At 61.8% G+C, this 23514-nt stretch carries 27 protein-coding genes; 14 read left to right on the top strand and 13 right to left on the bottom strand.

The genetic code is table 11. The annotated features are described in order from the left end of the window. Window positions 1–121 precede the first annotated feature (121 nt). On the top strand, window positions 122–760 hold the full coding sequence (locus F8G81_RS18445) for a LysE family translocator (protein ID WP_267276095.1): 639 nt from the start codon (window positions 122–124) through the stop codon (window positions 758–760). Between the two features lie 39 nt (window positions 761–799). On the opposite strand, the gene F8G81_RS18440 is transcribed toward F8G81_RS18445, so the two are convergent. Together F8G81_RS18440 and F8G81_RS18435 are read right to left on the bottom strand one after the other, a co-directional pair. Beyond that, window positions 800–1033 (bottom strand): YegP family protein, encoded by a 234-nt coding sequence (locus F8G81_RS18440; protein WP_267276094.1) that lies wholly within the window; start codon window positions 1031–1033, stop codon window positions 800–802. A gap of 160 nt (window positions 1034–1193) precedes the next feature. Next, window positions 1194–1553 carry a hypothetical protein gene (locus F8G81_RS18435; protein WP_267276093.1) on the bottom strand — a complete coding sequence of 120 codons (360 nt, stop codon included), beginning with the start codon at window positions 1551–1553 and terminating at the stop codon, window positions 1194–1196. A gap of 220 nt (window positions 1554–1773) precedes the next feature. On the opposite strand from F8G81_RS18435, the gene F8G81_RS18430 reads away from it, so the two are divergent. Continuing rightward, a complete protein-coding gene (locus F8G81_RS18430; protein ID WP_267276092.1) occupies window positions 1774–2520 on the top strand; it encodes a GAF and ANTAR domain-containing protein in 747 nt (248 codons plus the stop codon). 91 nt (window positions 2521–2611) lie between these two features. Here the strand turns inward: F8G81_RS18430 and F8G81_RS18425 are convergent, their stop codons facing one another. Continuing rightward, window positions 2612–2911: a DUF4193 domain-containing protein gene (locus F8G81_RS18425; protein ID WP_267276091.1), complete on the bottom strand. Its 300-nt coding sequence runs from the start codon at window positions 2909–2911 to the stop codon at window positions 2612–2614. A gap of 201 nt (window positions 2912–3112) precedes the next feature. Between F8G81_RS18425 and F8G81_RS18420 the strand changes: the two genes are divergently transcribed. The 4 genes from F8G81_RS18420 to F8G81_RS18405 are packed head-to-tail and all read left to right on the top strand — an operon-like array spanning window position 3113 to window position 5611. Then, a complete protein-coding gene (locus F8G81_RS18420; RefSeq protein WP_267276090.1) occupies window positions 3113–3727 on the top strand; it encodes an Hsp20/alpha crystallin family protein in 615 nt (204 codons plus the stop codon). 27 nt (window positions 3728–3754) lie between these two features. Further along, complete coding sequence (locus F8G81_RS18415) at window positions 3755–3997, top strand: hypothetical protein (protein ID WP_267276089.1); 243 nt, start codon at window positions 3755–3757, stop codon at window positions 3995–3997. 50 nt (window positions 3998–4047) lie between these two features. Beyond that, entirely contained in the window at window positions 4048–4443 is a 396-nt protein-coding gene (locus F8G81_RS18410) for an ArsR/SmtB family transcription factor (RefSeq protein ID WP_267276088.1), read from the top strand. Next, window positions 4436–5611 (top strand): cation diffusion facilitator family transporter, encoded by a 1176-nt coding sequence (locus tag F8G81_RS18405; protein WP_323809205.1) that lies wholly within the window; start codon window positions 4436–4438, stop codon window positions 5609–5611. The genes F8G81_RS18410 and F8G81_RS18405 overlap by 8 nt, the downstream gene beginning before the upstream one ends. A gap of 9 nt (window positions 5612–5620) precedes the next feature. On the opposite strand, the gene F8G81_RS18400 is transcribed toward F8G81_RS18405, so the two are convergent. Beyond that, a complete protein-coding gene (locus tag F8G81_RS18400; protein ID WP_267276087.1) occupies window positions 5621–6466 on the bottom strand; it encodes a GAF and ANTAR domain-containing protein in 846 nt (281 codons plus the stop codon). A gap of 178 nt (window positions 6467–6644) precedes the next feature. Further along, a complete protein-coding gene (locus tag F8G81_RS18395; protein WP_267276086.1) occupies window positions 6645–6863 on the bottom strand; it encodes a hypothetical protein in 219 nt (72 codons plus the stop codon). A gap of 393 nt (window positions 6864–7256) precedes the next feature. Here F8G81_RS18395 and F8G81_RS18390 point away from each other — a divergent pair, with 393 nt between their 5' ends. Further along, window positions 7257–8624: a collagen-binding domain-containing protein gene (locus F8G81_RS18390; RefSeq protein WP_267276085.1), complete on the top strand. Its 1368-nt coding sequence runs from the start codon at window positions 7257–7259 to the stop codon at window positions 8622–8624. A 106-nt stretch (window positions 8625–8730) separates the two neighbouring features. On the opposite strand, the gene F8G81_RS18385 is transcribed toward F8G81_RS18390, so the two are convergent. Both F8G81_RS18385 and F8G81_RS18380 read right to left on the bottom strand, forming a co-directional pair. Further along, complete coding sequence (locus F8G81_RS18385; RefSeq protein ID WP_416377150.1) at window positions 8731–9726, bottom strand: arsenic resistance protein; 996 nt, start codon at window positions 9724–9726, stop codon at window positions 8731–8733. A gap of 86 nt (window positions 9727–9812) precedes the next feature. Then, on the bottom strand, window positions 9813–10124 hold the full coding sequence (locus tag F8G81_RS18380) for a hypothetical protein (RefSeq protein ID WP_267276084.1): 312 nt from the start codon (window positions 10122–10124) through the stop codon (window positions 9813–9815). Between the two features lie 275 nt (window positions 10125–10399). Here F8G81_RS18380 and paaA point away from each other — a divergent pair, with 275 nt between their 5' ends. From paaA to galU, 7 genes are read left to right on the top strand one after another with little or no spacing between them, the layout of a single operon-like run. Beyond that, window positions 10400–11428 (top strand): 1,2-phenylacetyl-CoA epoxidase subunit PaaA, encoded by a 1029-nt coding sequence (gene paaA, locus F8G81_RS18375; protein WP_267276083.1) that lies wholly within the window; start codon window positions 10400–10402, stop codon window positions 11426–11428. Next, entirely contained in the window at window positions 11425–11805 is a 381-nt protein-coding gene (gene paaB, locus F8G81_RS18370) for a 1,2-phenylacetyl-CoA epoxidase subunit PaaB (protein WP_267276082.1), read from the top strand. The genes paaA and paaB overlap by 4 nt, the downstream gene beginning before the upstream one ends. A gap of 56 nt (window positions 11806–11861) precedes the next feature. Then, window positions 11862–12737: a 1,2-phenylacetyl-CoA epoxidase subunit PaaC gene (gene paaC / locus F8G81_RS18365; protein ID WP_267279282.1), complete on the top strand. Its 876-nt coding sequence runs from the start codon at window positions 11862–11864 to the stop codon at window positions 12735–12737. Beyond that, on the top strand, window positions 12734–13303 hold the full coding sequence (paaD, locus tag F8G81_RS18360) for a 1,2-phenylacetyl-CoA epoxidase subunit PaaD (protein WP_323809204.1): 570 nt from the start codon (window positions 12734–12736) through the stop codon (window positions 13301–13303). Before paaC ends, paaD begins: the two co-directional genes overlap by 4 nt. A gap of 9 nt (window positions 13304–13312) precedes the next feature. Continuing rightward, window positions 13313–14539, top strand: coding sequence for a 1,2-phenylacetyl-CoA epoxidase subunit PaaE (paaE, locus tag F8G81_RS18355; RefSeq protein WP_267276081.1), 1227 nt, complete (start codon window positions 13313–13315; stop codon window positions 14537–14539). 30 nt (window positions 14540–14569) lie between these two features. Further along, entirely contained in the window at window positions 14570–15349 is a 780-nt protein-coding gene (locus F8G81_RS18350; protein WP_267276080.1) for an enoyl-CoA hydratase/isomerase family protein, read from the top strand. 39 nt (window positions 15350–15388) lie between these two features. Next, window positions 15389–16279 carry a UTP--glucose-1-phosphate uridylyltransferase GalU gene (gene galU, locus F8G81_RS18345; RefSeq protein WP_267276079.1) on the top strand — a complete coding sequence of 297 codons (891 nt, stop codon included), beginning with the start codon at window positions 15389–15391 and terminating at the stop codon, window positions 16277–16279. Between the two features lie 20 nt (window positions 16280–16299). Here galU and F8G81_RS18340 read toward each other — a convergent pair whose 3' ends face one another. From F8G81_RS18340 to F8G81_RS18315, 6 genes are all read right to left on the bottom strand, one after another. Next, window positions 16300–16686, bottom strand: coding sequence for a VanZ family protein (locus F8G81_RS18340; protein WP_323809203.1), 387 nt, complete (start codon window positions 16684–16686; stop codon window positions 16300–16302). A gap of 338 nt (window positions 16687–17024) precedes the next feature. Continuing rightward, window positions 17025–17612, bottom strand: coding sequence for an LPXTG cell wall anchor domain-containing protein (locus F8G81_RS18335; RefSeq protein ID WP_267276078.1), 588 nt, complete (start codon window positions 17610–17612; stop codon window positions 17025–17027). A gap of 182 nt (window positions 17613–17794) precedes the next feature. Next, window positions 17795–19552 (bottom strand): DUF4012 domain-containing protein, encoded by a 1758-nt coding sequence (locus F8G81_RS18330; protein WP_267276077.1) that lies wholly within the window; start codon window positions 19550–19552, stop codon window positions 17795–17797. Window positions 19553–19683: 131 nt separating this feature from the next. Continuing rightward, window positions 19684–20997 carry a UDP-glucose dehydrogenase family protein gene (locus F8G81_RS18325; protein WP_267276076.1) on the bottom strand — a complete coding sequence of 438 codons (1314 nt, stop codon included), beginning with the start codon at window positions 20995–20997 and terminating at the stop codon, window positions 19684–19686. 66 nt (window positions 20998–21063) lie between these two features. Next, the gene (locus tag F8G81_RS18320) at window positions 21064–22443 is read right to left on the bottom strand and encodes a sugar transferase (protein ID WP_267279279.1); all 1380 of its coding nucleotides are present in this window, start codon (window positions 22441–22443) and stop codon (window positions 21064–21066) included. A 152-nt stretch (window positions 22444–22595) separates the two neighbouring features. Then, window positions 22596–23501 (bottom strand): glycosyltransferase family 2 protein, encoded by a 906-nt coding sequence (locus F8G81_RS18315; protein ID WP_267276075.1) that lies wholly within the window; start codon window positions 23499–23501, stop codon window positions 22596–22598. Window positions 23502–23514 lie beyond the last annotated feature (13 nt).

Raw genomic sequence — 23514 nt, 5'->3', positions numbered from 1 at the left:
TTACAGAAGAAGTACCCAGAAAAAGTGTTTTGGAACAAAGGTGCAGGTCAGGGCGGGGGAGCGCGACGGCGGTGGCTGCGGTACATTCGAAGAACATCCGCCCAGCGATACGGAGATAAACATGCTTCCCGCTGCCAATGCCGGAGCTTTCGCGCTCGCTGCTTTTGCCCTGATCGTGATCCCCGGGCCCAGCGTGCTGTTTGTCATTGGCCGCTCACTTTCGCTGGGCCGAAAAGGCGGTTTTCTGAGCGTGCTGGGCAATGCCTTGGGGATGATTCCGGCCATCGCGGCCGTCTCTCTGGGGGTAGGGGCCGTGGTGGCAGAATCTGTGCTCGTCTTCACCGTGATCAAGTTCGCGGGGGCTGCATATCTGATCTATCTTGGCGTGCAGGCGATCCGGCACCGCCATGACCACCGGCAGGAAGTCCCCGCCGCGGCAGCTCCGCCGTCGTCCTTCCGGCTTCTGCGCGAGGGATTCTTCGTGGGAATCTCCAACCCGAAGACCATTGTGTTCTTCGTGGCAGTACTGCCGCAGTTCGTCAGCTACGGGGCCGGGGCCATCCCGCTCCAGCTTGCCCTGCTCGGGCTGATCTTCTTCGCGATCGCCCTTGCCAGCGACAGTGTCTGGGCACTTACTGCCGGCACGGCCAGGTCCTGGTTCGCCCGCAATCCAAAGCGGCTCTCACACATGGGAGCAGCGGGCGGCGCCGTCATGATCGGACTCGGCGGAACCCTGGCTCTGACAGGCAACAAGCACTAAATCGAGCGTGCGGGGCGCGGTATCGCGCCGCGAGCTGCTTTAGGCAGGGCCAGTCCGGCGCGTCTCCCGGTCCGCTGAAGCCACTTCGGCGGAGCCGCAAAGGTCCGTGATCAGTCCCATGCCCGCGCACTCCCGTACGTCGCGGATGCCCTGTACGGCGGAAGCTTTGTCCGGAAACGGCGCTGACACGGCCACCACTGAACCGTCAGCAGCTTTGAGCCGGAACCCGAAGGACTGGGTGTGATCACAGAAAAGTTCGAAAGATCCGGACATGGTTCCCCTAATTACCATCCGAGGCGGAATGGCCTCGGGGTTGCCTACTAACGACGCACCAGTGCGCCCGGCTCCCCAGCCATGCCATTCGTTTAACGATAAGTGGGAAACCGCTTACTCGGAAGTAGTTTTTTGGCTGCTCAGGACGTCCGGCGGCCAGTTAGCGCTGGGAAGTTTTCCGCTGCCGTTGCCAGCGGCGGATCCACATCAGTTCGACGGCGGCATCCAGGAGGTAGATTTTGCTGATTCTGCCTGTCCCACCGTAGATCAGGTCGATGGCGGCGAGCGTGGCAGCAGTGCCGATGCCCAGGCGCCTGGCTTGCCTGACGCCGTCGGGGCTGTTGGAACTTCCCAGCTGGACGATTCCAACAGTGACCAGCAAACCGGAAACAGTGCGGACCAGCCACTTGTCGGTCTTGGGCCCGCTTACGGCCTCGAAGCTGCGCATGTGAACCAGGGGCCAGAGGCCGGTTATCAGGTTGAAGCTCCCTTGCGTCAGTGCAGGAGGCGCGGGTGCCATGTAATCCTCCTTTGGCCTGCGGTTGGAGGTCTCGGCCGTTTTCACTGCCCTTACCCCTCGAGGGGCACCTCCAAACACTCTTGTCCGTTCCGGATGTCAGGGTGCCCTCGCCCACTACGGGCGAAGTGGATACTCTTGGAGGACCGTTAATTAGATGGCGGACCCTGCGTGGCTGATACCAGATTGTGCTGGTTTCAGCTTTCGAGAGGAGAAGCACTTCGTGGCCGCTGAAATCGTAGAAGAATCTTTCCCTGACGTTGCTCCGCATCTTCAGGACCTGGTGCTGGACAACCCCGACGTGGAGCAGTTCCTGCAGGATCTGGCCGTGTACTCCGGCGAGCGGCTCAGTGTCCCGGACCACGAAGTCTTCTGCGGAATTACCCTCATCAGAAGGAAGAAGGCCACCACGGTCGCCAGCAGCAATCCCTGCGCCCGGCTGATGGACGAGCTGCAGAACAAGTACGGTGACGGGCCGTGCCTTACCGCCATGCGCGAGATGGTCACTGTGCATGTTCCTGACCTCAGCCTTGAGACCCGGTGGCCCGGCTATGTCCGGGCTGTTGTCGGCCAGGGAACGGAGTCCCTCCTGAGCGTGCCGCTTCCACTGGAGGGCGAGACCCGGGGTGCCCTGAACCTGTACAGCCAGCGGACCCATGCGTTTACGGTTGAGAGCATCGCCGCCGTCGAAGCTTTTTGTGAACAGGCGTCCAAGGGCCTGCGGCTGGCCCTGCGGATGGGCCAGTTGCAGGACACCAAGGAAAACATGACTGCAGCCATGCAGTCCCGCACCGTGATCGACCTGGCAACCGGCGCCATTATGGCCCAGAACAGATGCAGCCAGGATGAGGCGTTCAAGGTGCTGGTCCGGGCCTCCAGCACCCGCAACATGAAACTGCACGACGTCGCTACCGGCGTCATCGCCTCCATCAGCCGGAGTTCAGAGGTTGTCACCTTCTTCGACGAGTAGCCGGGCTGTCCTTACCCAACTGGGTAGCCCTATCTGTCGTTATGAGGGCTCATAGCGACAGTTGGCGCTACCTAGTTGGGTGCCATAGTGCCTAGCCCTCGCACTCCTTGCAGTACTTCTTGCCGTCCTTCTCGCGGGCCAGCTGGCTGCGGTGGTGGACCAGGAAGCAGGACATACAGGTGAACTCGTCGGACTGGACCGGGATCACGTGGACCAGCAGTTCCTCGTTGGAAAGATCAGCACCGGGCAGCTCAAAGCTGTCCGCCAGGTCCGCCTCGTCCAAGTCCGGTACAGCGCCTCGAGTGGCACTTTTCTCGGTCTTCAGCACATCCAGGGGCTCGTTCGACTCATCCTCGGGCGCCAAGCGCGGAGCATCGTAGTCGACTGACATTTTTCGGCCTTCTCCTTGTGTTTTCGGTCCCCGAAATGTTCGGGCTCACTACGCAACCGGGCATGGGCCGCAGATATTCCCGGAGGCCCTTAACAAGATGACCCGGGCGGAAGTATCGTGAAATTGCCGGAAATCCGACCCCGTTCCCCGGGTTGCGTCGGCTGCCGAAGGGATCGGGCAGTAGACAAGGAGATGGGCATAATGAACAGCATCATCCGCCGGGCAGGCTCTGACATCGCGGAGCCGCTGCGCCGGTTCCTGGAGGGGGACATGGGTCCCTGGCTCCGGGTGGAGGAATACCGCGACGGCGGGGACATGGTTGTCAAAGCCGAAGTTCCCGGCATCGATCCTGACAAGGACGTTGACATCACGCTTATCGGCAGTGACCTGAGGATCGAAGTGAGGCACGAGGAAAAGTCCGAGCACAGGGACAAGCGGGGATACCGCTCCGAGTTCCGCTACGGCACCTTCTCCCGCACGGTAGCCCTCCCAGGCCCGGTCAATGAGAGCGACATCCACGCTTCCTATACCGACGGCGTCCTTGAAGTCCGGGTGCCCGTCCCGGATGAGACCACCACCGCATCACGGAAAATCCGCGTTTCGCGCGCAAACGCAGGGACCTCAAACGCAGGGACCTCGAGCGGCATGGGCAGCGCAGGCGGCATGGGTGGCGCTTCCGGTACAGGCACCAGCGGCACCGGTACAACCGGCGCGGGCACCACTGGCACGGGAAATGCAACGGGCACAGGCACAACCGGCACTGGCAGCGGCTACAGCACTGGTACCACTTCCGGCACCACCACCGACCCCATGTAAGCACCCCAGCAAGGGAAGGAGTCAGTCATGGCAGAACGCGGAGAGACTGCGCATGGACCCGGCCTGGACGACAAGATGAAGCAGGAAACCGACGGGATGGTCAAGGGGAACAATCCAGCCCACGCGGAAGAATGGCGGGAGTCCGAACCGTTCGCGGATGACACCGATCCCGACGCCGTCCGTGATGCCCTTGACCCCACGAGGCGCGTCCCGGCTGACGCCGATGAATACATCGAGGACCAGGACGACGACGAGGAGGGGCCCCAGTAGAGGTATGCGGGGCATTTGAAGGATTGCCGCCACTATGAAAGTATCTGCGTATGAATGCAGATACGAAGGCATGCGGACTGACTCCGGACAGCCAATACGTCGAACTGGCCGTGGAAGTGTTCGCGATGCTGGCCGACGCCACACGGGTGCGGCTGATTCTGGCACTCCGGCAAGGCGGCGAGTTGCCCGTTAACACCCTCGCTGAAAAGGCGGGGAAATCGGCCGCCGCCGTATCGCAGCATCTGGCCAAAATGCGGCTGGCCCGGATGGTTTCGACGCGCCAGGAGGGAACCAAGGTCTACTACAGGCTGCAGGACGGCCATGCCTGGCAGCTCGTCGCCGATGCCATCCACCAGGCCGAACACGCCCTGGGCACGGCGCCGCATCATGGGACCGTGCCTCATGAAACCACGCCGCATCGCTCACAGGAGGCCGGCCATGAGTAAGCAGGCACCTTCCGCCGGAGGCGGCCATGATCACCCGCACGACGGCGACGCTCACCACACGCACGACAGCGGCGGCCATGATCACCCGCACGACGGCGACGCTCACCACACGCACGACAGCGGCGGCCATGATCACCCGCACGACGGCGGCACTCACCACGCGCACGATCACCACCCGCATGAGGGCGCCACTCACACCCACAGCCACCACCCCCACGACCATCAGCATGGCACCGGGCTGAAGGGCTGGCTGCGCGAGCTGTTCGTCCCGCATTCCCACGACTCCGCAGATTCCCTGGACGACGCCCTGGAATCCAGCGCCATGGGGATCCGTGCCGTGAAGGTGTCGCTCCTGGGCCTCGGCGCCACGTCACTCTTCCAGCTGGCCATCGTGCTTATCAGCGGATCGGTGGCCCTGCTCGCCGACACCGTCCACAACTTCTCCGATGCGCTGACGGCCGTCCCGCTATGGATCGCGTTCCTGCTCGGACGCAGGCCCGCGACTCGCACGTACCCGTACGGCTTCGGCAAGGCCGAGGACCTGGCGGGGCTGTTCATTGTGGCAATGATCGCTCTCTCGGCAGTAGTGGCTGGCGTCGAATCCATCCGGCGGTTCTTTGAGCCCCAGCCCGTCCAGAACCTGGGCTGGGTCCTGGCCGCGGGGCTGGTGGGCTTTGCAGGCAACGAGCTGGTGGCAATGTACCGGATCAGGGTGGGCCGGAGGATTGGCTCCGCGGCGTTGGTGGCCGATGGCGTCCATGCGCGGACCGACGGTTTCACCTCACTGGCCGTGGTGGCAGGGGTGATCGGCATCTGGCTGGGATTCCCGCTCGCGGACCCGACTGTTGGCCTGCTGATCTCCGCCGCAATAGCCGTACTCCTGTGGGGGACGGTCCGGGATGTGGGGCGCCGCCTGATGGACGGTGTGGATCCCGCGCTCTCTGACAGCCTTGAACGCCTGGTCCATGACCTTGCACCTCAGGGCAGCTCGGGCCGGCTGCGCTGGAGCGGTCACCGGCTGCACGCCGAAATCACGGTTCCGGCGGATAACGCCGTGCTGCTGGAGGACTTCGCGGACTCCGTGTCCAGGCTGGAGCAGGCTGCCCGGAGCAGCCTGCCGAACCTGGGATCGGTCACGGTGGTGCCGGCGCTCAGGCCTGCTTCCTGAGTAACCGGATCAGCGCGTCTTCGTCCCGGGGCCGCCATTCGGTGACCCGCCGTTCGGTGACCCACCGTTGGAAGAGCCGCCGTTGGACTTCCTGCCGATGGACGAGATGACAGTGGACGCAATATCGCGCAGTTTGACGTTGCGGGTGTTGGAGGCCCGGTTGAGTATCTGGAAGGCCTCCGCCTGGCTGCAGTGGTTCTGCGCCATGATTGCGCCCACGGCCATGTCGATCGCGGTCCGGGACTGGACTGCTGCCATGAGGTCGTCGCGGACATCGCGCAGGCGAGCCATCCGCAGGGCCAGGCGCAGCGAACGTGATGCGTTGGCCACGAAGTTGGCGGCTGTCCGCACGTCCTCCTCCAAGAAACCGCCGGGCTGGCCGGAGTAAAGGTTCACCACGCCTTCTGCCTCGCCTGCCAACTCGAGCGGCACGGCAAGAATGGACCGGATGCCCTGCTGCACAGCGGCACGGGTATAGTCCGGCCAGCGCGTCTCGCCGAGGAGCTCAGGAACCAGGACGCTGCTTTCCTGCCGCAGCGCGGTCAGGCAGGGGCCGTCGCCAAAGCCGTTCTGCGTTTCGTCAAGTGACTGCGCCCGGGCATCACTGCTGGCGGCCACCCTGGGCTTCCGCTCCCGGAGGACCGTCACGCCGCACGCCACCGGATTGTCCTGGGTGGAGAGGGCGGATGCGGCCATGGTGGCCAGTTCCGTAAGGAAAAGTCCCACGTCGGGGCTCTCCATCACAAATTCCTGAAGCCGCCGGGCGCCCTCGGCGGGGTCGTCCGGGAACCCGGGGCCGCCGTCGAACGGTGCCTCCGGCCCGCCGGGACCGGCAGATGTCTGATCCGGGTTCACTGTCCGCCTCTTTCGTCGAAAACCCACATCCCCTATTTCCGACGTTACGCTTCCCGGGCAGCCCTGAACATGCCGCCCACCCCCGAGTTTTCGTCCAGATATGGCGAGTTAAAAGGGGTTGAAGTCGCTACATCTGGACAAAAACTCCGGGAGGGGGAGGGGTTGGTGGGAGTGCGGGTCAGCCGGGCTCCACGCGGACGATTTCCAGTGCTTCCGGATCCAGGAGCCTGCGGGTTCCGGTCCTCGCGTCCAGGATCCAGAACAGATTCAAAACAGGTACGACGGCGGTGACCCGGCCCTTGTGAAAAAGCTTGCCGTTGTGCCACGCCTCGATGTGGTCGCCAGTCCTGATGTCGCTTGACTGGGTTTGGACAGATTGTGCCGCTTGTACTTCCATGATGAGCCGCCTCCTGCTCGTTGTATCCCCGTAGGGCCAAGCATGGCCGGGCGACATTGCCGCGGTGTTTCGGCCGAGTGATTTTCCTGTGTCCGGGCGCTTGGTTACCGGCTGTTCTCCGTATGTGTCGGCGGGCGCATTTTTTGATCAACATTCGATCAACAAAGGCCAAAACTATTTCAATAGAACCCAAAAACAAACATTTGCGCTCCTACTCATCAGTAACATGGCGGTTGCCGGCGGGTTCCGTGGTGGCTGCCACGACCACCTTCCCGTCATTCCTGGCGCCCTAAAACACCTGTCAGGCTTCACCCCGAGGCTTGCCCTGTTCAAAAGAAAGCTCACCTACTGATGCCTACATTTCGAAAAGTCGCTGCCCGGAGACACCTGGCCGTGTCAGGATTCGCCGGCGCTATTGCCGGCGGAGCGGCTCTGCTCGCTGTTGCGATGGGAACCACAGTCGCAGCTTCCGCCACGTCTGGGTCCACTGCCTGCCTGAACCCGCTGGCGGAGACGCATAACTTCACGGTGATGGTGGAAGACAATGCGATGCTTGGCGCAGCCGGAGCCGGCGGTGAGATCGAGGGAAGCCTGGCAGCGGGCGGAAACGTAGGGTTTGGCCTGTACAACCTCCTGGACAACGCCGACGGCAGCCCGCTGCCTACGGTCGCCAGCCCGGCCACTCAGCTGCTGGTGGGAGGAACAGTTGACTACTCCAGCGGGCAGCGGCTGGACCTGAACGCAGGATTCGGCAAGATCGCAGACACAACCGATTTGAGTGTTACGGCAGATGGGCGGCTCATCCTGGATGACGCCAACCGCTACGTAAAGTCACAGTTTGGTGCCGGCCAGCACAGCGTTTCGGACTACACAGCGGCTGCGGGAACGTTCAGCGGGGCTTTCCCGGCTGATTACTTTGACCGTCTGCGGAGCCTCTCCACGCAGTATTCGGCCCTGGAAGCAGGGGATGGCACCGCCATGGTGGCTGCCACGGGGAGCGGCGAACTCCATCTGGTCCTGCAGGAAGGAAAAACCAACGTCTGGAACGTCAACGCTGCCGATGTCTCCGCCGCCACGGCAGTCACCTTCGACGGAGCCACACCGAGTGCCACCACTCGCCTGGTCATCAACGTGAGCTCCGGCGGTTCCGCCGACGTCGGAGGGTTGCGTTTCAACGGCGATCCGGTCTCTGACCGATACTTCGCCCCCTGGGTTGTCTGGAACTTCCAGGGCTGGGAAAACCTGCGCCTGGTGGGGGCCACCGAAATGAGCGGCACGTTGCTGGCTCCCGATTCCGCCCTGGACTATAACCGCAACAACCCATTCCGGGGTCAAATCATTGCCGAGAGCATCGATATCACCGGGGCCGGAGAAATCCACCACTGGAGCCATGAAGCCGCGCCTTGCGGCGACGAGCCCATTGGCACGGCGACGCCGACGCCGGAAATTACGGTTACGCCGACGCCGGAGGTCACCGTGACGCCGACGCCGGAAGTGAACGTTGTGCGCTCACCAGAGGCCACGGGGACGCCTTCGCCAGAGACTTCTGTTGCCCCCTCCGCAACTGTGGTGGCCTTGTCGCCGGAGGCCGCCCCAACCGCGCCCAGCACTTCAACTGAGCAGCAGCTGGCCGCCACCGGTTTCGACCGCCTCTGGCTGGTCACGGCAGCCCTCGTTCTGCTGTTCGGAGGCGCATTGGCCTTGGCCATGACCCGCATCCGCCAGGCAAGGCGAACGGCAGGGAACGAAGGCCGGCACTAATCAGCCTGGCCTGACTGCAGAAAACCCCGTCCTGACTGTTGGGACGGGGTTTCCTGCGTCCGGCTTCATCACCGCCCCCAGGGGAGTCACCGCCCTGCAGAAAGGCTTAGGTGAGCTGTTCGCGCCGGGCCGCCGGGATGAGGAGCGGCAGGAACCGGACGTAGAGGAGCATGCCGATGAGTTCCACGAGGGTCTGGGTGACCACCACCAGTGCGGCCAGGGCCAGGGGTTCGGGCAAAGCCAGCGCAAGCGGAAGGATCACCAGGGAATTTCGTGTGGCCCCGCTGAACACCACGGCACGGGTGGCGGGAACGTCCAGGCGGGCCTGCCTGGCCGCAAGCATTCCCACGGGCACCATCACCAGCAGGAACGCGGCATACAGCGGAACCACCGCCAGAAGCGCGCCCAGTTCGTGCCGGACTCCCACAATCTGCGAGCCCACAACAACTGCCAGGGTTGCCATCATCAGCGGGACCATCAGGGTGTGCATCAGTGCCATGATGACCCGTCCCGCTTTCGCCCGGCGGGCCAGTGCCTGGGTGAGTGCGGCCAGGGCCAAAGGAACCAGGATGAATCCCACCAGTGCCTGAACGAAAGGGCCTGGGTGGATCACTGACACTACATCCGGGCCCACGAAAACCAGCAGGTACAGCGGCAGCAGCATCATCTGCGCCAGCATCAGCACCGGTGAAGCAGCCAGCAGGCGGTCATTCGCCCCGCCGGCGAGGCCCGTGAACACGATGACGTAGTCGATGCAGGGCGTCAGGAGGACCAAGAGGACGCCAACCAGCAAGGCCTGATCACCGGCGATGAACCGGGTCAGCGCAAACACCACCACGGGCACCACGGCGAAGTTGAGGATCAGCACCGTGGCCATGAACCGCAGATCCCTGATGGCAGTGCCGATTGCGGCCAGGGGAATGCCCAGGAAGGTGGCGTAGAGCAGCAGGCCAAGGACGGGATTGATCGCCTGCTCAAGGGCTCCGGCGGAGTGGGGTGCCAGCCATCCCGCCGCACCGCCGCCGATGATCGCGGCGAGATACAACCCGATCTGGTGCCTCTCCATCCACGCGGCCGCGGTCCCCATCTTCACGATGCCCATCGTAGGCGAGGGAACGGCCACGGCATGACCCCAAGAAATTTAGCCGAGTACGAGCGTTGCCAGGATGATGAGCAGGGCGCGACGCATCACAACACCGAGAAGTCCTGAAGCGTATCCGGCCACACGACAACGTAGCCGTCACCTTCTGTAGGCCTGTACGCCGCCCGCACCTCGGCCCATCTTGGGTCAGCACCAAGGTACGTCGCTGCGTCCCTGAACGCTTCGAGAGGGTCATCGGTGAAGACAAAGATGTTCATCTCGCCTGAGCCGAAGTCGTGCCCATCCACGAAGCCGTGGGCGGCGGGGAGCGCGCCCTCCAGCGCGTCCTCCATGGCTATCAGGGCGTCATAGTCCGCTAACGAGTCGGCTGACCACTGCAGAACGAGGGTGTATTGCACAACTGCCTGCCAAGGGTATGGAGGTGGATGAAGACCTGGGGCCACCTGCTTCTGGATATAGAACAACTGCCTCTCCTCGGGTCCGGTGGAGAGGGTCTCGTGGAGTGATCGCTCAAGGGCGAGCATATCTGGCTTCGACCCCCGCCAGGACGAAGGCGACGAATGCGGCGGCTGACTGCGCCCGCCGTGCTTGACGGTCCCCGCTGCTTCCGCATATCCTGAACGAACGGTCGGTAAATAAATGAGCCACTGAAGGCCAATGCATAGGAGCAACCATGGCAGCGCATGATCTGCAGTCAGTGCCCGCTGGGCTATCCCCGGACGAACAGCAGGCCGCCGCGCAGCGGGAGGCTGACGGCCAGGCCAACTTTGACCGGGTCATGGCGGAGGATTCCCGGATCGAGCCCAAGGACTGGATGCCGGACGCGTACCGCAAAACCCTCCTGCGGCAGATCTCCCAGCACGCGCACTCGGAGATCATTGGCATGCAGCCGGAAGCCAACTGGATTTCCCGCGCGCCCAGCCTGAAGCGCAAAGCCATCCTGATGGCCAAGGTCCAGGACGAGGCCGGCCACGGGCTGTACCTGTACTCGGCCGCCGAAACCCTTGGCCAGTCCCGGGACAAGATGATGGCTGACCTCATCGCCGGCAAGGCCCGCTACTCGAGCATCTTCAACTACCCGGCATTGACCTGGGCGGACATGGGGGCCATCGGCTGGCTGGTGGACGGCGCCGCCATCTGCAACCAGGTGCCGCTCTGCCGCGCCTCTTACGGACCGTACGGCCGCGCGATGGTGCGGATCTGCAAGGAGGAGTCCTTCCACCAGCGGCAGGGCTTCGAGATCCTGCTGGAACTCGCCAACGGCACGCCCGAGCAGAAGCAGATGGCCCAGGATGCGGTGAACCGCTGGTACGCGCCGGCGCTGATGATGTTCGGCCCGCCGGACGATGATTCGCCTAACTCGCGCCAGTCCATGGCCTGGAACATCAAGCGCTTCAGCAACGATGAACTTCGCAGCCGCTTCGTGGGAATGATGGTGGAGCAGGTCCGTGTGCTGGGCCTCACCCTCCCGGACAGTGAGATCCGCTTCAACGAGGACAGCAAAAAGTGGGAGCACGGCCCGCTGGACTGGAACGAGTTCAAGGAAGTCCTCTCCGGCCGCGGCCCCTGCAACGCCCAGCGGCTGGAACGCCGGAGGGAAGCGCACGACGACGGCGCCTGGGTCCGTGAAGCAGCTGCCGCCTATGCGGCAAAACAGTTCGCAAAACAGCAGTCAATGACGACAAAGGAATACGCAGCATGAGCCCGCACGGAAATCCGGAAGAGCCGGCCAGCTCGGCCACCGAAATCAAGCGCGAGGCACCCAAGGCCAGCCCCGAGGTTTCGCCAGCCGCGGACCGCAACGCCTGGGGCCTGTGGGAGGTTTTTGTCCGGTCCAGCCGCGGCCTCAGCCACGTTCACGCAGGATCGTTGCACGCACCCGATGCCGCCATGGCCCTGCGCAACGCCCGTGACCTGTACACCCGCCGGAACGAAGGCGTGTCCATCTGGGTGGTCCCGGCCGATGCCATCGCCGCGAGTGATCCTGACGCGAAGGGCTCCTTCTTCGAGTCCCCGCAGGGCAAGGACTACCGGCATGCGACGTACTACACCAAGAGCGAAGGCGTGAAGCACCTGTGAGCAGCCCCGAAACCAAGGCAGAAACAGCAGGCGGCCACGGAGACATCTCTACCGGCATGGCGGCACCGTCAGGCAGCGGCGACAGCAACGCCTCCGCCACCCGCATCACGCCGGGGAACGCACTGCGCCCCGAGGACATCGCGCTGGAGGTACGCACCGGCCTGGCCCGGCCGGACCAGGACGTTGCCGAGTACGCGCTGCGCCTGGGCGACGACGCCCTGATCCTGGCCCAGCGGCTGGGCCACTGGATCTCCCGCGGACCCGAGCTGGAGGAGGACGTGGCCCTGGGCAACATCGCCCTGGACCAGCTGGGCCATGCCCGCTCCTTCCTCAGCTATGCCGGCGGAGCCCTTGGCGAAGACGGCGCGGCCAAGACCGAGGACGATCTGGCCTACTTCCGCCGCGAGCACGAGTTCCGCTCGGCCCACCTCTTTGAACAGCCCAACGGGGACTTCGCGGCCACCATCGCCCGGCAGTTCATCGTGAGCTACTACCAGTTCGAGCTGTACCGCGGCCTCACCGAATCAACCGATGAAACGCTCGCCGCCATCGCCGCCAAGGCCGTCAAGGAAGTGGATTACCACCGGGACCACAGCGCCCAGTGGGTCCTCCGGCTGGCCGGGGGGACTGACGAGTCGCGCCTGCGGATGATTCACGGCCTCAAGCTGATGTGGCCGTACGTCGCCGAACTCTTCGAGGATGACGAGCTGGCCACCCGCCTGGCTGAAACCGGTCCCGCCGTCGCGCCTTCCAGCCTGAGGGAAAACTTTGACCGCCTCACCGGTGACGTGTTCACAGAAGCGGAGCTGGAGGTGCCGGACGTTCCCGCTGCCCCCGGCGGCGGCCGCCACGGCAAGCACTCCGAACACCTGGGCTACATCCTGGCCGAGATGCAGGTCCTGGCCCGGGAATACCCCGGAGCGACGTGGTGACCGCCGTGTACATCTCAGATTTCGACACCAGGACCCGGACGCCGCGGCAGAAGACGGCCAAGCAGACGGCGTGGGACATCGCCGCCACCGTCGTCGACCCCGAAATCCCAGTGCTCACCATCGAGGACCTGGGCATCCTGCGCCGGGTGGAGATCGTGGAAGCGCACGACGGCGGTGCCGCAGCTCCCGCCGTCAGGGTCACCATCACGCCCACGTACTCGGGCTGCCCGGCCATGGACGCCATCCGAGACGACCTCAAGGCGGCCTTCGCCAAAGAGGGCTACAGCAACGTCCAGGTGGACCTCGTGCTCGCCCCGGCCTGGACCACGGACTGGATGACCGAGGCCGGCAAGGCCAAGCTGCAGGAGTATGGCATCGCCCCGCCGTCGGGAAAATCCACAGCCGCACGTCACGCAGGCCCCATCCGCCTGACCCTGGCCGTCAAGTGCCCCCAGTGCAGCAGCCTGAACACCAGGGAACTCACCCGCTTCGGTTCCACCTCCTGCAAGGCGCTGTACGTGTGCCAGGACTGCAAGGAACCGTTCGACTACTTCAAAGTCCTGTAAGGAAGCCCCATGCCTGTTGTCCGCCAGACCGCCGCCGAATCGGCGCAGGCCACCGGCCGCCGTCGTCCGTCCTTCCATACGCTCGCCGTCAAGGAGGTGCGCCGGCTCACCGAGGACGCCATCGAGGTGGGCTTCCACGTGCCCAGGGAGCTGGCCGGCCAGTTCGACTACCTGCCCGGCCAGTATGTTGCCCTGCGCACCACGCTGCCGGATGAGAACGGGGAGCCGAAAGAAATCCGCCGCAGCTACTCCATCTGCGCGGAGCCGCGCACGTTTGAGGACGGCAGCAGCGAGATCCGGGTGGCCGTGAAGAAGGATCTAGGCGGGCTGTTCTCCACCTGGGCCAATGCGGAGCTGAAGGCCGGGGACACGCTGGATGTGATGAGCCCGATGGGCGCGTTCGTGTCCAAGCACGGCCGCGACGGCAACCTCGTGGACCAGAACGTCATGAACTCGATGAACCATCCGGAGGACCTGGCGGGGGAGCCGGGCAGCTTTGTGGCCATCGCCGCGGGAAGCGGGATCACCCCGGTGATCGCCATCGCCCGCACCCTGCTGGCCGCGAGCCCGGAAACCCGCTTTGACCTGATCTACGCCAACAAGGCCGCCATGGACGTGATGTTCCTGGAGGAGCTGGCGGACCTGAAGGACAAGTACCCGCAGCGGCTGGCCATCCACCACGTGCTGTCCCGGGAGCAGCGGATCGCGCCGCTGCTCAGCGGCAGGATCGACGCCGAGAAACTGCAGCAGCTGCTGGGCACCGCCATCCACGCGGACGATGTGGACGAGTGGTTCCTGTGCGGGCCGTTCGAGCTGGTGCAGCTGTGCCGGGACACCCTGGCCGAGCGCGGCGTGCAGCCGGAGCACATCCGCTTTGAACTGTTCACGTCGGGCAAGCCGGACCGGCCGGAGGGCCACGCCGGCAGGCCGGTCCTGGTGGATGAGTCCAAAGAGACGTACAAGATCACGTTCAAGCTGGACGGCCTCCAGGGCGAGGTGGCCAGCCCCACGCATGCCCGGGAGTCGATCCTCAACGCGGCCCTGCGGGTCCGCCCGGACGTGCCGTTCGCATGTGCCGGGGGAGTGTGCGGCACGTGCCGGGCCAAGGTGGTCACCGGCAGCGTGGCGATGGACGAAAACTATGCGCTGGAGCAGGATGAACTGGACAGGGGCTACGTGCTCACCTGCCAGAGCCACCCCACCACCCCGGAAGTCACCGTCGACTTCGACGTCTAGCTTTACGTACCTCTGAGAACAGGAGCTTCGATGATTTCCCTCTCCATCAACAACGGTGTTGCCGAGGTGGTGCTGGACGCACCGCACAAGCTGAATTCGCTGGATGAGCAGGCGCTGGCGGAACTGGCCAACGCGTACGACGCCGCTGCTGACGCCGCCTCACGCGGTGAGGTGCGGGCGCTGCTGCTCCGGGGAGAGGGCCGCGCCTTCTGCGCCGGCCGGGACATCTCGCACGTGAGGCCGGAGAGCGACGACGCCGCCGCTTACCTGGGCGGTTTGGTCCAGCCACTGCTGAAGAAGATGAGCTCCTTCCCGGCGCCCACGTTTGCTGCCGCCCACGGTGCGTGCCTGGGCGTGGGGCTGGGCCTGCTGCTGGCCACGGACGTGGTGTACGTGGCGGAGAACGCCAAGTTCGGCTCCCCGTTTGCCAAGCTGGGCGCCACGCTGGACTCCGGCGGGCACTGGTACTTCACCGAGCGCCTGGGTATGCACCGGACGCTGGACCTGATCTATACGGCAGAGCTGATTTCGGGCGCGGAAGCCGTTGCGAACGGCATGTTCAGCCGGGCAATGCCGGCAGATGAACTCCTGGAAAACACGCGGGCGGTGGTGGCGAAGGTAGCCACCGGTGCTACTGGTGCGTTCACCGCCAGCAAGGAGCTGGTGGCGCACATCCGGGACCAGCGCCTGGGCTTGTGGGGGGCCATGGAAGAGGAAAATTCGGAGCAGGCGCGGCTTTGTAAAAGCGACGATTATGCCGAAGGATTTCGGGCTTTTCAAGAGAAGCGTGAGCCAAAGTTTACAGGCTAGAGATTGCTATGTTCGCGTTCTCATTTGTATGGTTCAGCTATGACAATGGGGAAAGCTATTACCAAAGCCGTCATTCCTGCTGCCGGATTGGGAACTCGCTTCCTGCCCGCCACTAAGGCAATGCCGAAGGAAATGTTGCCGGTGGTTGACCGGCCGGCCATCCAGTACGTGGTGGAGGAGGCCGTCAACGCGGGCCTCACCGATCTGCTGATGATCACAGGCCGCAACAAGCGGGCTCTGGAAGATCATTTTGACCGCGAACCGGGCCTTGAGGGCGCTCTGGAGAAGAAGGGCGACAAAGAGCGCCTGGAGTCCGTGCAGTACGCCTCCAGCCTCGGCCCTATCCACTACGTCCGCCAAGGCGAAGCGAAGGGCCTGGGACACGCGGTGCTGTGCGCCAGCCAGCACGTTGGCAATGAGCCGTTCGCCGTGCTGTTGGGCGACGACCTGATTGATGAGGCCGAGTGCCTCCTTACCAACATGATGGAGGTGCAGCAGAAGACCGGCGGTTCCGTGATCGCCCTGATCGAGGTGGATCCGTCCCAGATCAGCGCCTATGGCTGCGCAGACATTTCGCCAGTTGAGGGCGAGGACTACGTCCGCGTCAACAGCCTGGTGGAGAAGCCGGCTCAGGGTGAGGCGCCGTCCAACCTGGCCGTGATCGGCCGGTACGTGCTGCACCCGTCAGTCTTCGGCATCCTGGAGAAAACAGGGCCCGGCCGCGGCGGGGAGATTCAGTTGACCGATGCACTCCAGACGTTGGCCGCCGGTGAGGGCGAGGGCTCAGGCGTGTACGGCGTGGTGTTCAAGGGCCGCCGCTACGACACCGGCGACAAGCTCAGCTACCTCAAGGCCGTCATTACGCTGGCCTCGGAGCGCGTGGAGTTCGGCGAGGACCTGAAGACCTGGATGAAGGGCTTCGTCAGCTAATCCTGGCCTCGCTGATGCCGCTACAGGCCCGCCGCAGAGATGCGGCGGGCCTGTAGCTTTTTAAGGGCTGCTGCGGCCAGCAGGGCCCCTATGACGGCACCGCCGGTGTTTGTGACAAGATCCTGCAGACTGGCAAAACGGTTGTGAAGAAACAGCAGCTGCCCCACTTCGATGCAGCCGGAAACCACCAGGCCGAAGACGCCAATTTGCCACCAGCGTTTTTCTGTGTAACCCAGTGCCGCCACAACCCCCAGCGGGATAAAGAGCACCACATTTGCTGCTGCTTCAACGAATTTGTAATTGAACCACGCCGGAATTCCGTGGGCATGGAGGAATTTCAGGATTCTTGAGAGATCGCCGGATACGGCCTGGTCAATGGGGCTTGGCCAGAATGCGATCAGTGCCAACGGGACGAACATCGCCAACAAAACAATGCGCCAGAGCCGAACGTTTTCCAAATGCTTCAAACAGGCCTCAGGAGGTTCTCAGAAGGGCCAGGACGGCCGTTGACCCTGCGGCTATGGCAAGGAGCGCCAGAAGGATGTAGGGGAGCGCCTGAGGGCGGGGGAGGGGTAGGGAGAAGTCGAACTGCCACGGTGTTCTGCGCCAATTTCTCCCCATAGGACTAATAGATACCACATGCCCCGGGTTCCGGGCTGTGATCAGGGCTTAAAGGCAGAGGGTGGGTGGTTCTCCGGTTTCCCGGAGTACCACCCACCCTCTTTGGTAAATGTGGGTGCTGCGGTTACGCTGCTGCCTCGGTCTTGGCGCGGCGGCGAACAACAACTACAGAGGCTGCACCGGCGGCAAGAGCGCCACCGCCAACCAGGGTCCAGAGGATCAGGCCCGAGTCGGCACCGGTGTTGGCCAGTGCGGCGCCACCACCAGAGTTGGCGAGGTTACCGCTGCTGGCCAGCGGAGCAGCCACGGTGACCGTGACAGGACCAACGGTGATGCCTGATTCATTACCCGTAGCGGTGATGGAGTAGGTGCCGGCGTCGCTGATGGACAACGGGTAAGAGAAGGCGCCCTGGGCGTCTGCTGTGGTGCTAAAGGTCTGGGCCGCGAAAACCGGGATCTTTCCCACAACGGAGGTGCCGCCGAAAGTTGCACCGGATGCTGCGGGCGGGTTGCCCGGAGTTACGGTGATGGTGATGGTTTCAAAAGGCTGCATGCCCTGGCCGCGGAAGACGAAGCTTTCGCCCGGGCCAACGGTGCCGTCAGAAACGGCGGCATTGGGCGGAAGCGGTGGGTAGGTGCCTGCTACTGCCGGTGCTGAGCCGATGAGTGCAATGGAGCCGGCAAGCGCGAGTGCTGCGAGTGTTTTTTTCATTATGTGTCCCCCCGGAGACGTTAAGTTTTAGATGTACCCGTTTGAGGAGGTTTTCCTCTCCGCACGAGACCTGTGCGGAAATCCCGGATGTATATCCCAAAAAAGACGTTACCATTCGGCATGCACTGTGAGCAACGTCAATCCAGTCGGTTTACATAGTGTTAACGCCCTGTCTACGCGAGCTAGCCACATTGCGCATTCTGCGTGGTCAAGATCACATTTTTTACATCCTGAACAGTCGGTGTGACAACCACGTTAGGTTCAGAGTGTTGAACTATCTTGCCAAAAACGAAATCAACGGTGCTGCTCTCACCAGGTGCCAACCGGACTCCCAAGACACCAACCGGCCGTGCCCCATGTATGTGAGTCCCAATCTCGGTCCGTACCCCATCCTTGGATGCCGTTTCGATAGTGGCTTGCGACGGGCCATAGGCAACAACGTTGGTTTGTACAGAACCTGGGGGAACGCCGTGAATGCCCCCACCGGTTACATAGGCGGGCAATGAAGTAGCGGCGTTAGGCGGTGCGGTGTTTGTGCTCGTAATGCGAACGGTAGTCTGCTCGTAGCCGTCCGTCGTGCATTCCCTAATCAATTGAACTGTGCGTTTTACGTAGTAGTCCATTTTGGCGCCAGTACCATCGTTGAAATAGACACCGAATTGGGCGGGCGACACACTGGGGCCGGCCGTGGAACCGCTGAGCGGGTACTTGTTAAGTACACCCTGCTCGTTGGAATCGTTCGACCAGACTAGGACGCGGCCCTCCTCGGTTCCTCGTGTGATGCCGGCAATCAATGCCGACGCGTCACCCTTTCCGTCCGATAAAGCGGCGAATATTTCCTGTGCCACGCCAGCGAAGTAGGCATCCTGAAGCTTAGGTTGAGGAATTTTGGCATAGACATCGGATAGCAGTGTGCTGACTACATTCTGTCCGTTCAGTTCAGCGGGCAATTTACCGCTGGTGAGGGAAATAAGCTCCGGGCTGGTGATTTTGACAGGTCCCGTTGCATCAAGAATGTATGCCAGAGCCACCGGATCGATCGAGATTACTCCGTCGACGCGTTCTCCTGTCTTTCTCTCCCACATCGCCCGTGCGGTGGACGCCGCTGTTGGAAAGTCGGGTGTCAAGTTGACGTCTTGCATAAACTTGCCCAGGCGCCCTGAATAGATCTGCTGCTGTTCCGGTTCGATCGGCAACGTTGGAGCCATGACACCCAGCTCGGTAGCACTGCTCTGCTTTCCCAGTTTCAGCTTCCCATTTTCAAGATTGAGTACTGCAAGCGCCCCTGGGATACCGCCAGATGCTCGAACTTCTGCGTTGTTTTGGATCATGAGAAGGTAGTTCCGCGGGGCGTCGACCCCCAGCATTCTAGGGACTATTTGTGATGCGTTGGCTGCTGTATCCAGCGCTCCGGTTACATCCTGAAGCTGATTCCTGGCTTCAGTCAGTGGTTCGGCCACCTGAGGCAACAATTTGCTGGTGTCGATCTGATTCAGTCGCTCGGCGGAGGCACGGACTGCGTGAGCAGCCGACGTCACGGTGGGGGACGCGGCTTTGAGCGGCTCCAGGTTCGTCCCGGTGCTAGTTGGAAGCAGACTATTCCAATCCAGCGAGCTAAATACATTGACCAGGGGCGCCAGTCCAAGGTTGGCGACGTCGTCCGCCGATTGTGCGACTTCAGCTACGGCACTGAAATTCGGCCCGATGCCCGGGATAGTCGAGGCCAGGGTCCATAGAGGATCTTCCGCCGAATTTTTCGCCGCTGTCGTGTGTGATCGAAGTTGCCTAACGGTGGCCGCAGCACCTTCCGGGTCGTCGTTCGCAATCTGTTCTTTAAGCGGGTCAACCAGTCTTGTAGCGGCTTCTAATTCGTTACTGATGCTAGAAGCTTTCACCCCAAGCCAGGCTGCAGCACCGCCAATGATCAGGGTCGTCCCCACTACCCAAGCTAGGGTCAGAAGAATCCGGTGTCGGCGCCGCAAATTCTTACCCCTCAAAGCCTTGGAAGCTGTCGGAGGTGCTTCATTCGGAGGGGCTTCATCATGAGCATCTCCTTGTGAGACTACCGCCATCAGGGACGTCCCAGGCCACGATAACTCCATCCGGCAGCTCGCCATTTGGCCGAATCGAGTACGTTCCGTCCATCCAAGATACGAGGCGTTGAGACGGAAGTGACCAATTCGTACGGATCAAGATCTCGGTATTCCTGCCACTCAGTTAAGAGCAAGAGAGCGTCAGCCCGCTGTACAGCCTTTTCTGAACTGGTTTCATAGTGTAGTTCGGGGAACCTTTTGGCGGCGTTGGCGAGCGCCTTAGGGTCAGTCACGGTAACGATGGCACCTTGGAGCTGGAGCTGTGCCGCTATGCTCAGCGCCGGTGAATCTCTTACATCATCACTTTCGGGTTTGAAGGATGCACCGAGCACGGTAATTCGCTTGCCCATTAGAGAACCTCCACAGAGCTCACGGGAGAGCTCCACTACGCGAGTACGTCGCCGCATGTTGATCGCGTCAACTTCACGAAGAAAAGTCAGGGCCTGGTCCGCCCCGAGTTCACCTGCCCGAGCCATGAACGCACGGATGTCCTTAGGAAGGCAACCTCCGCCGAATCCGATGCCTGCGTTGAGAAACTTCCTGCCGATACGGTCGTCCATGCCTATGGCGTCAGCCAGTCTAGTTACGTCGGCTCCAGCGGCTTCGCAAAGTTCGGCCATCGCATTAATAAAGGAAATCTTAGTGGCCAGGAACGAGTTGGCGGCTGTTTTAACTAGTTCTGCGGTTGGATGGTCTGTGACTAGGCGGGGAGTCCCTGCGGAGAGCGGGAGGGCATAGACCTCATCTAGAGCGGCTACTGCGGGATGATCTTCGGATCCATCGGAAACTCCGTAAACGAAACGATCCGGGTGAAGCGTGTCTGAAACAGCGTGTCCTTCTCGGAGGAACTCGGGGTTCCAGACGAGGTGTGCCTCAGTCTCTTGGCCCTGTACTGCATCTGAAAGTCGTGCAGCTGTTCCGACGGGAACCGTAGATTTTCCTACTACGAGGTCACCAGGAGAGAGATACGGCAGCAGTTCCGTCACAGCAGCGTCCACATATGACAGATCTGCGGCGTTTTCGCCCTTCTTTTGGGGGGTTCCCACGCAAATGAAATGGATGCTGCTTCCCTCCGCCGCTGACATATCTGTTGTGAATGTCAACCTTCCGGTTTCTTGAACCTCTTTGAGGAGAGCGTCTAGTTCGGGTTCATAGAAGGGCGCCCTGGCCTCTGCCAGTTCGGCTATTTTTCGGCTGTCCACATCGATGCCAACAACCTCATGGCCCAATTTGGCCATACACGCTGCATGCACCGCACCTAGATATCCACAACCAATTACTGAAATTCTCATCTTTATAGCCTTCCCCATACCGTCTGATGGCGACCTTTTGCCGCCGACCCGCAACTCAAAATTTGGCTAGACCGCACCAGTGCTAGCGAAAACAGCCTTGAATGTCTTGAACAGGATCACAACGTCCCCCATAAGTGACCAGTTCTCGACATAGTAGAGGTCCAAGCGAATGCTCTCTTCCCAACTGAGGTTGGAGCGTCCACTTACTTGCCAAAGCCCACTCATGCCGGGACTAACGTACAGTCGCCGATGGGCAGCGTCATCGTAAAGAGCCACTTCTCCCTCTCGCTGCGGTCGCGGTCCGACCAAGCTCATGGAGCCTTGAAGCACGTTGAAGAGCTGCGGAAGCTCGTCCAGTGACAGTTTCCGCAAAACTCTTCCGATCTTTGTGATGCGGGGGTCATTCTCAACTTTGAACAGCGGCTTTCCCGTTGTGCCCTGACGGACAAGCAAGGCCTGAAGTTCTGCGTCCGCATTGACCTTCATAGAGCGAAATTTCACCATGCGGAAGGTTTTGCCGCGAAGACCAATCCTTTCCTGAAAATAAAAAATAGGGCCAGGACTGGTCATTTTCACCAGAACGGCGAGGGCAGCAAACACTGGGGACAGTGCGAGCACCAAGAGCCCTGCAGTAACGATGTCAAAGGTGCGTTTGGCTACTTTCTTGCCCCCAGTAAGTTTCGGGGTGGAGACATGAATGAGGGGCAGCCCGGCCATAGGCTGAGTGTGTATTCGAGGGCCGGCAACGTCCGTAAGTGCTGGAGCGAGGATCATCCCCACATCAATAGCCGTCAGAGCCCACCCGAGCCGGCGGATTTCAGTAGGAGACATTTGTACACCAGCGGAAATCGCCACGGCGTCGGCGTCCACGTCTCGTATGGCACACAGGATGGATTCAACATCAGTTGTTACGCCCGTAATGGGCAGGTTAATCTCAGGACTGAAGGCCACAGTAGGCTTTGACCCCGGCAAATGTGCAGCGATAGGCAGATAACCGGCTTCTGGCTGACTTCGGAAGGACCGAACAAGATGAATCGCAGCTTCCGGGCCGCTAATTATTAGGACCCTAGCAATGCTCCGTCCTTCACGCCGTTCAATACTTAGGTGCTGGCGAAGTATCCATCGCCCAGACAGCACTGCGAGTACGCCGGCCGGGAATGCAAGCCCCACGAAGCCGCGGGCCGTCTCAATTTGCAGAGCGTAGGAAATGACAGCGACGAAGCCGAATAGCCACGCAGCGGCAGCAAACGACCGCTTATATTCATCCGGACCGCTCCCTAGTACCTTGGGGTCGCGGCTTCCCCAGATTCCTAGCATTAGCCACCAAACGGCAGCCAGGGCGAGCGAGAAAGCGAAGTAGCCAACTTGCTCGCTTTCCTTCCACCTAGCTTCGTCGAGGCCGAAACGGATCGCGTAGGCACCGGCAATGGCCCATGTCACGGCCAGGCCGTCGACTATATAGAGCCTCCGCACATACCGGGACTGCCACGCGGTCGGTTTCCTAATATTCCCAGCAGCCTCAGCGGTGTTACCCACGTCTATCCCCCAGTATTATTCACTGAATGCTGCACGGGATCTCCCCGTGTGACTCATGCTTGTCAAGATGCTCTCTTGTATTCAACAACGATGGTACCTAGGCAGGCGCCGACCATCCCAATTCCCTTGGCGAAATGAGAAAAGTCCGCGTCACGAAAACCTCGACCAGTGAGCATACTCGCGATCATGCGAATAAAGCCGACAACGATACGACCAGCTCCAAGGAGAAGCACAACTAAACGTGGTCGGGATCGTTGAAGTAGGCGCCCTGAGACGTTGCCTAGGCGGATGGTCCTCCGAAAGATCCACTTGAGATTGGCGCGCGAATTTGGAACGCTCTCACGGACGGTCGCCTCGTCGCACCATACTAACCTTGCTCCAGACTGATTCAGCCTCCAGAAGAGCTCAGCATCTGAACCACCCGTTAGGGAGAAATCTTCTGAAAAGCGTGGTTCCGGGAGCTTCCGCAGGGCGTCAAGTTTGATTAGAACGTTGTTCGTCGCCGCAGTCCTAAGGGTGCTCCCGGTCGACCTCGAGGGCCGCTGAATGAATCCGCCTTTAGTGATCCAGACGGGGCAGTCAGGTTCAAACACTGAGATGACTGGCCCAAGCACGACATCGCACGCAAATTGGTTCGCCGCACCAACAAGGTTTTCAAACCAGCCTGCATCGACGGTTTCATCGTCGTCAACAAAGATAACCCACTGACAATCGGAGGAAAGTGACTCTAGCACGGCATTTCTGGCCGCGACGATGCCAGGGGTGGGTTCCGAGATGTACGCCACACTGCAACCCGAAGCTTCGACGACTTCCGAGCCACTTCCATTGGGATCGTTGTCGACCACCAGTATCTTGAAGCCCGCCATGCGCTGCTGCGATTCAAGGGAATTCAAGAGCTCTGCTAGCAATGCCGGACGCTTGTAGGTGATGATTCCGACGGTGACGGTCGATGCTGTAATAGATTCCACTATATTTGACGCT

The organism is Arthrobacter sp. CDRTa11 (assembly GCF_026427775.1).
Taxonomy (GTDB): Bacteria; Actinomycetota; Actinomycetes; order Actinomycetales; family Micrococcaceae; genus Arthrobacter.
Note: the sequence above shows the minus strand (reverse complement) of the source record. Positions and strands in the feature narration are given on the sequence as shown.

Excerpts from the sequence above, each read along its gene's own strand:
- paaA (WP_267276083.1), top strand. The coding sequence starts at position 10,400 with ATGGCAGCGCATGATCTGCAGTCAGTGCCCGCTGGGCTATCCCCGGAC.
- paaE (WP_267276081.1), top strand. The coding sequence starts at position 13,313 with ATGCCTGTTGTCCGCCAGACCGCCGCCGAATCGGCGCAGGCCACCGGC.
- galU (WP_267276079.1), top strand. The coding sequence starts at position 15,389 with ATGACAATGGGGAAAGCTATTACCAAAGCCGTCATTCCTGCTGCCGGA.
- F8G81_RS18395 (WP_267276086.1), bottom strand. The coding sequence starts at position 6,863 with ATGGAAGTACAAGCGGCACAATCTGTCCAAACCCAGTCAAGCGACATC.
- F8G81_RS18440 (WP_267276094.1), bottom strand. The coding sequence starts at position 1,033 with ATGTCCGGATCTTTCGAACTTTTCTGTGATCACACCCAGTCCTTCGGG.
- F8G81_RS18385 (WP_416377150.1), bottom strand. The coding sequence starts at position 9,726 with ATGGGCATCGTGAAGATGGGGACCGCGGCCGCGTGGATGGAGAGGCAC.
- F8G81_RS18405 (WP_323809205.1), top strand. The coding sequence starts at position 4,436 with ATGAGTAAGCAGGCACCTTCCGCCGGAGGCGGCCATGATCACCCGCAC.
- F8G81_RS18435 (WP_267276093.1), bottom strand. The coding sequence starts at position 1,553 with ATGGCACCCGCGCCTCCTGCACTGACGCAAGGGAGCTTCAACCTGATA.
- paaB (WP_267276082.1), top strand. The coding sequence starts at position 11,425 with ATGAGCCCGCACGGAAATCCGGAAGAGCCGGCCAGCTCGGCCACCGAA.
- F8G81_RS18445 (WP_267276095.1), top strand. The coding sequence starts at position 122 with ATGCTTCCCGCTGCCAATGCCGGAGCTTTCGCGCTCGCTGCTTTTGCC.
- F8G81_RS18350 (WP_267276080.1), top strand. The coding sequence starts at position 14,570 with ATGATTTCCCTCTCCATCAACAACGGTGTTGCCGAGGTGGTGCTGGAC.
- F8G81_RS18410 (WP_267276088.1), top strand. The coding sequence starts at position 4,048 with ATGAATGCAGATACGAAGGCATGCGGACTGACTCCGGACAGCCAATAC.
- F8G81_RS18425 (WP_267276091.1), bottom strand. The coding sequence starts at position 2,911 with ATGTCAGTCGACTACGATGCTCCGCGCTTGGCGCCCGAGGATGAGTCG.
- F8G81_RS18325 (WP_267276076.1), bottom strand. The coding sequence starts at position 20,997 with ATGAGAATTTCAGTAATTGGTTGTGGATATCTAGGTGCGGTGCATGCA.
- F8G81_RS18335 (WP_267276078.1), bottom strand. The coding sequence starts at position 17,612 with ATGAAAAAAACACTCGCAGCACTCGCGCTTGCCGGCTCCATTGCACTC.
- F8G81_RS18420 (WP_267276090.1), top strand. The coding sequence starts at position 3,113 with ATGAACAGCATCATCCGCCGGGCAGGCTCTGACATCGCGGAGCCGCTG.
- F8G81_RS18415 (WP_267276089.1), top strand. The coding sequence starts at position 3,755 with ATGGCAGAACGCGGAGAGACTGCGCATGGACCCGGCCTGGACGACAAG.
- paaC (WP_267279282.1), top strand. The coding sequence starts at position 11,862 with ATGGCGGCACCGTCAGGCAGCGGCGACAGCAACGCCTCCGCCACCCGC.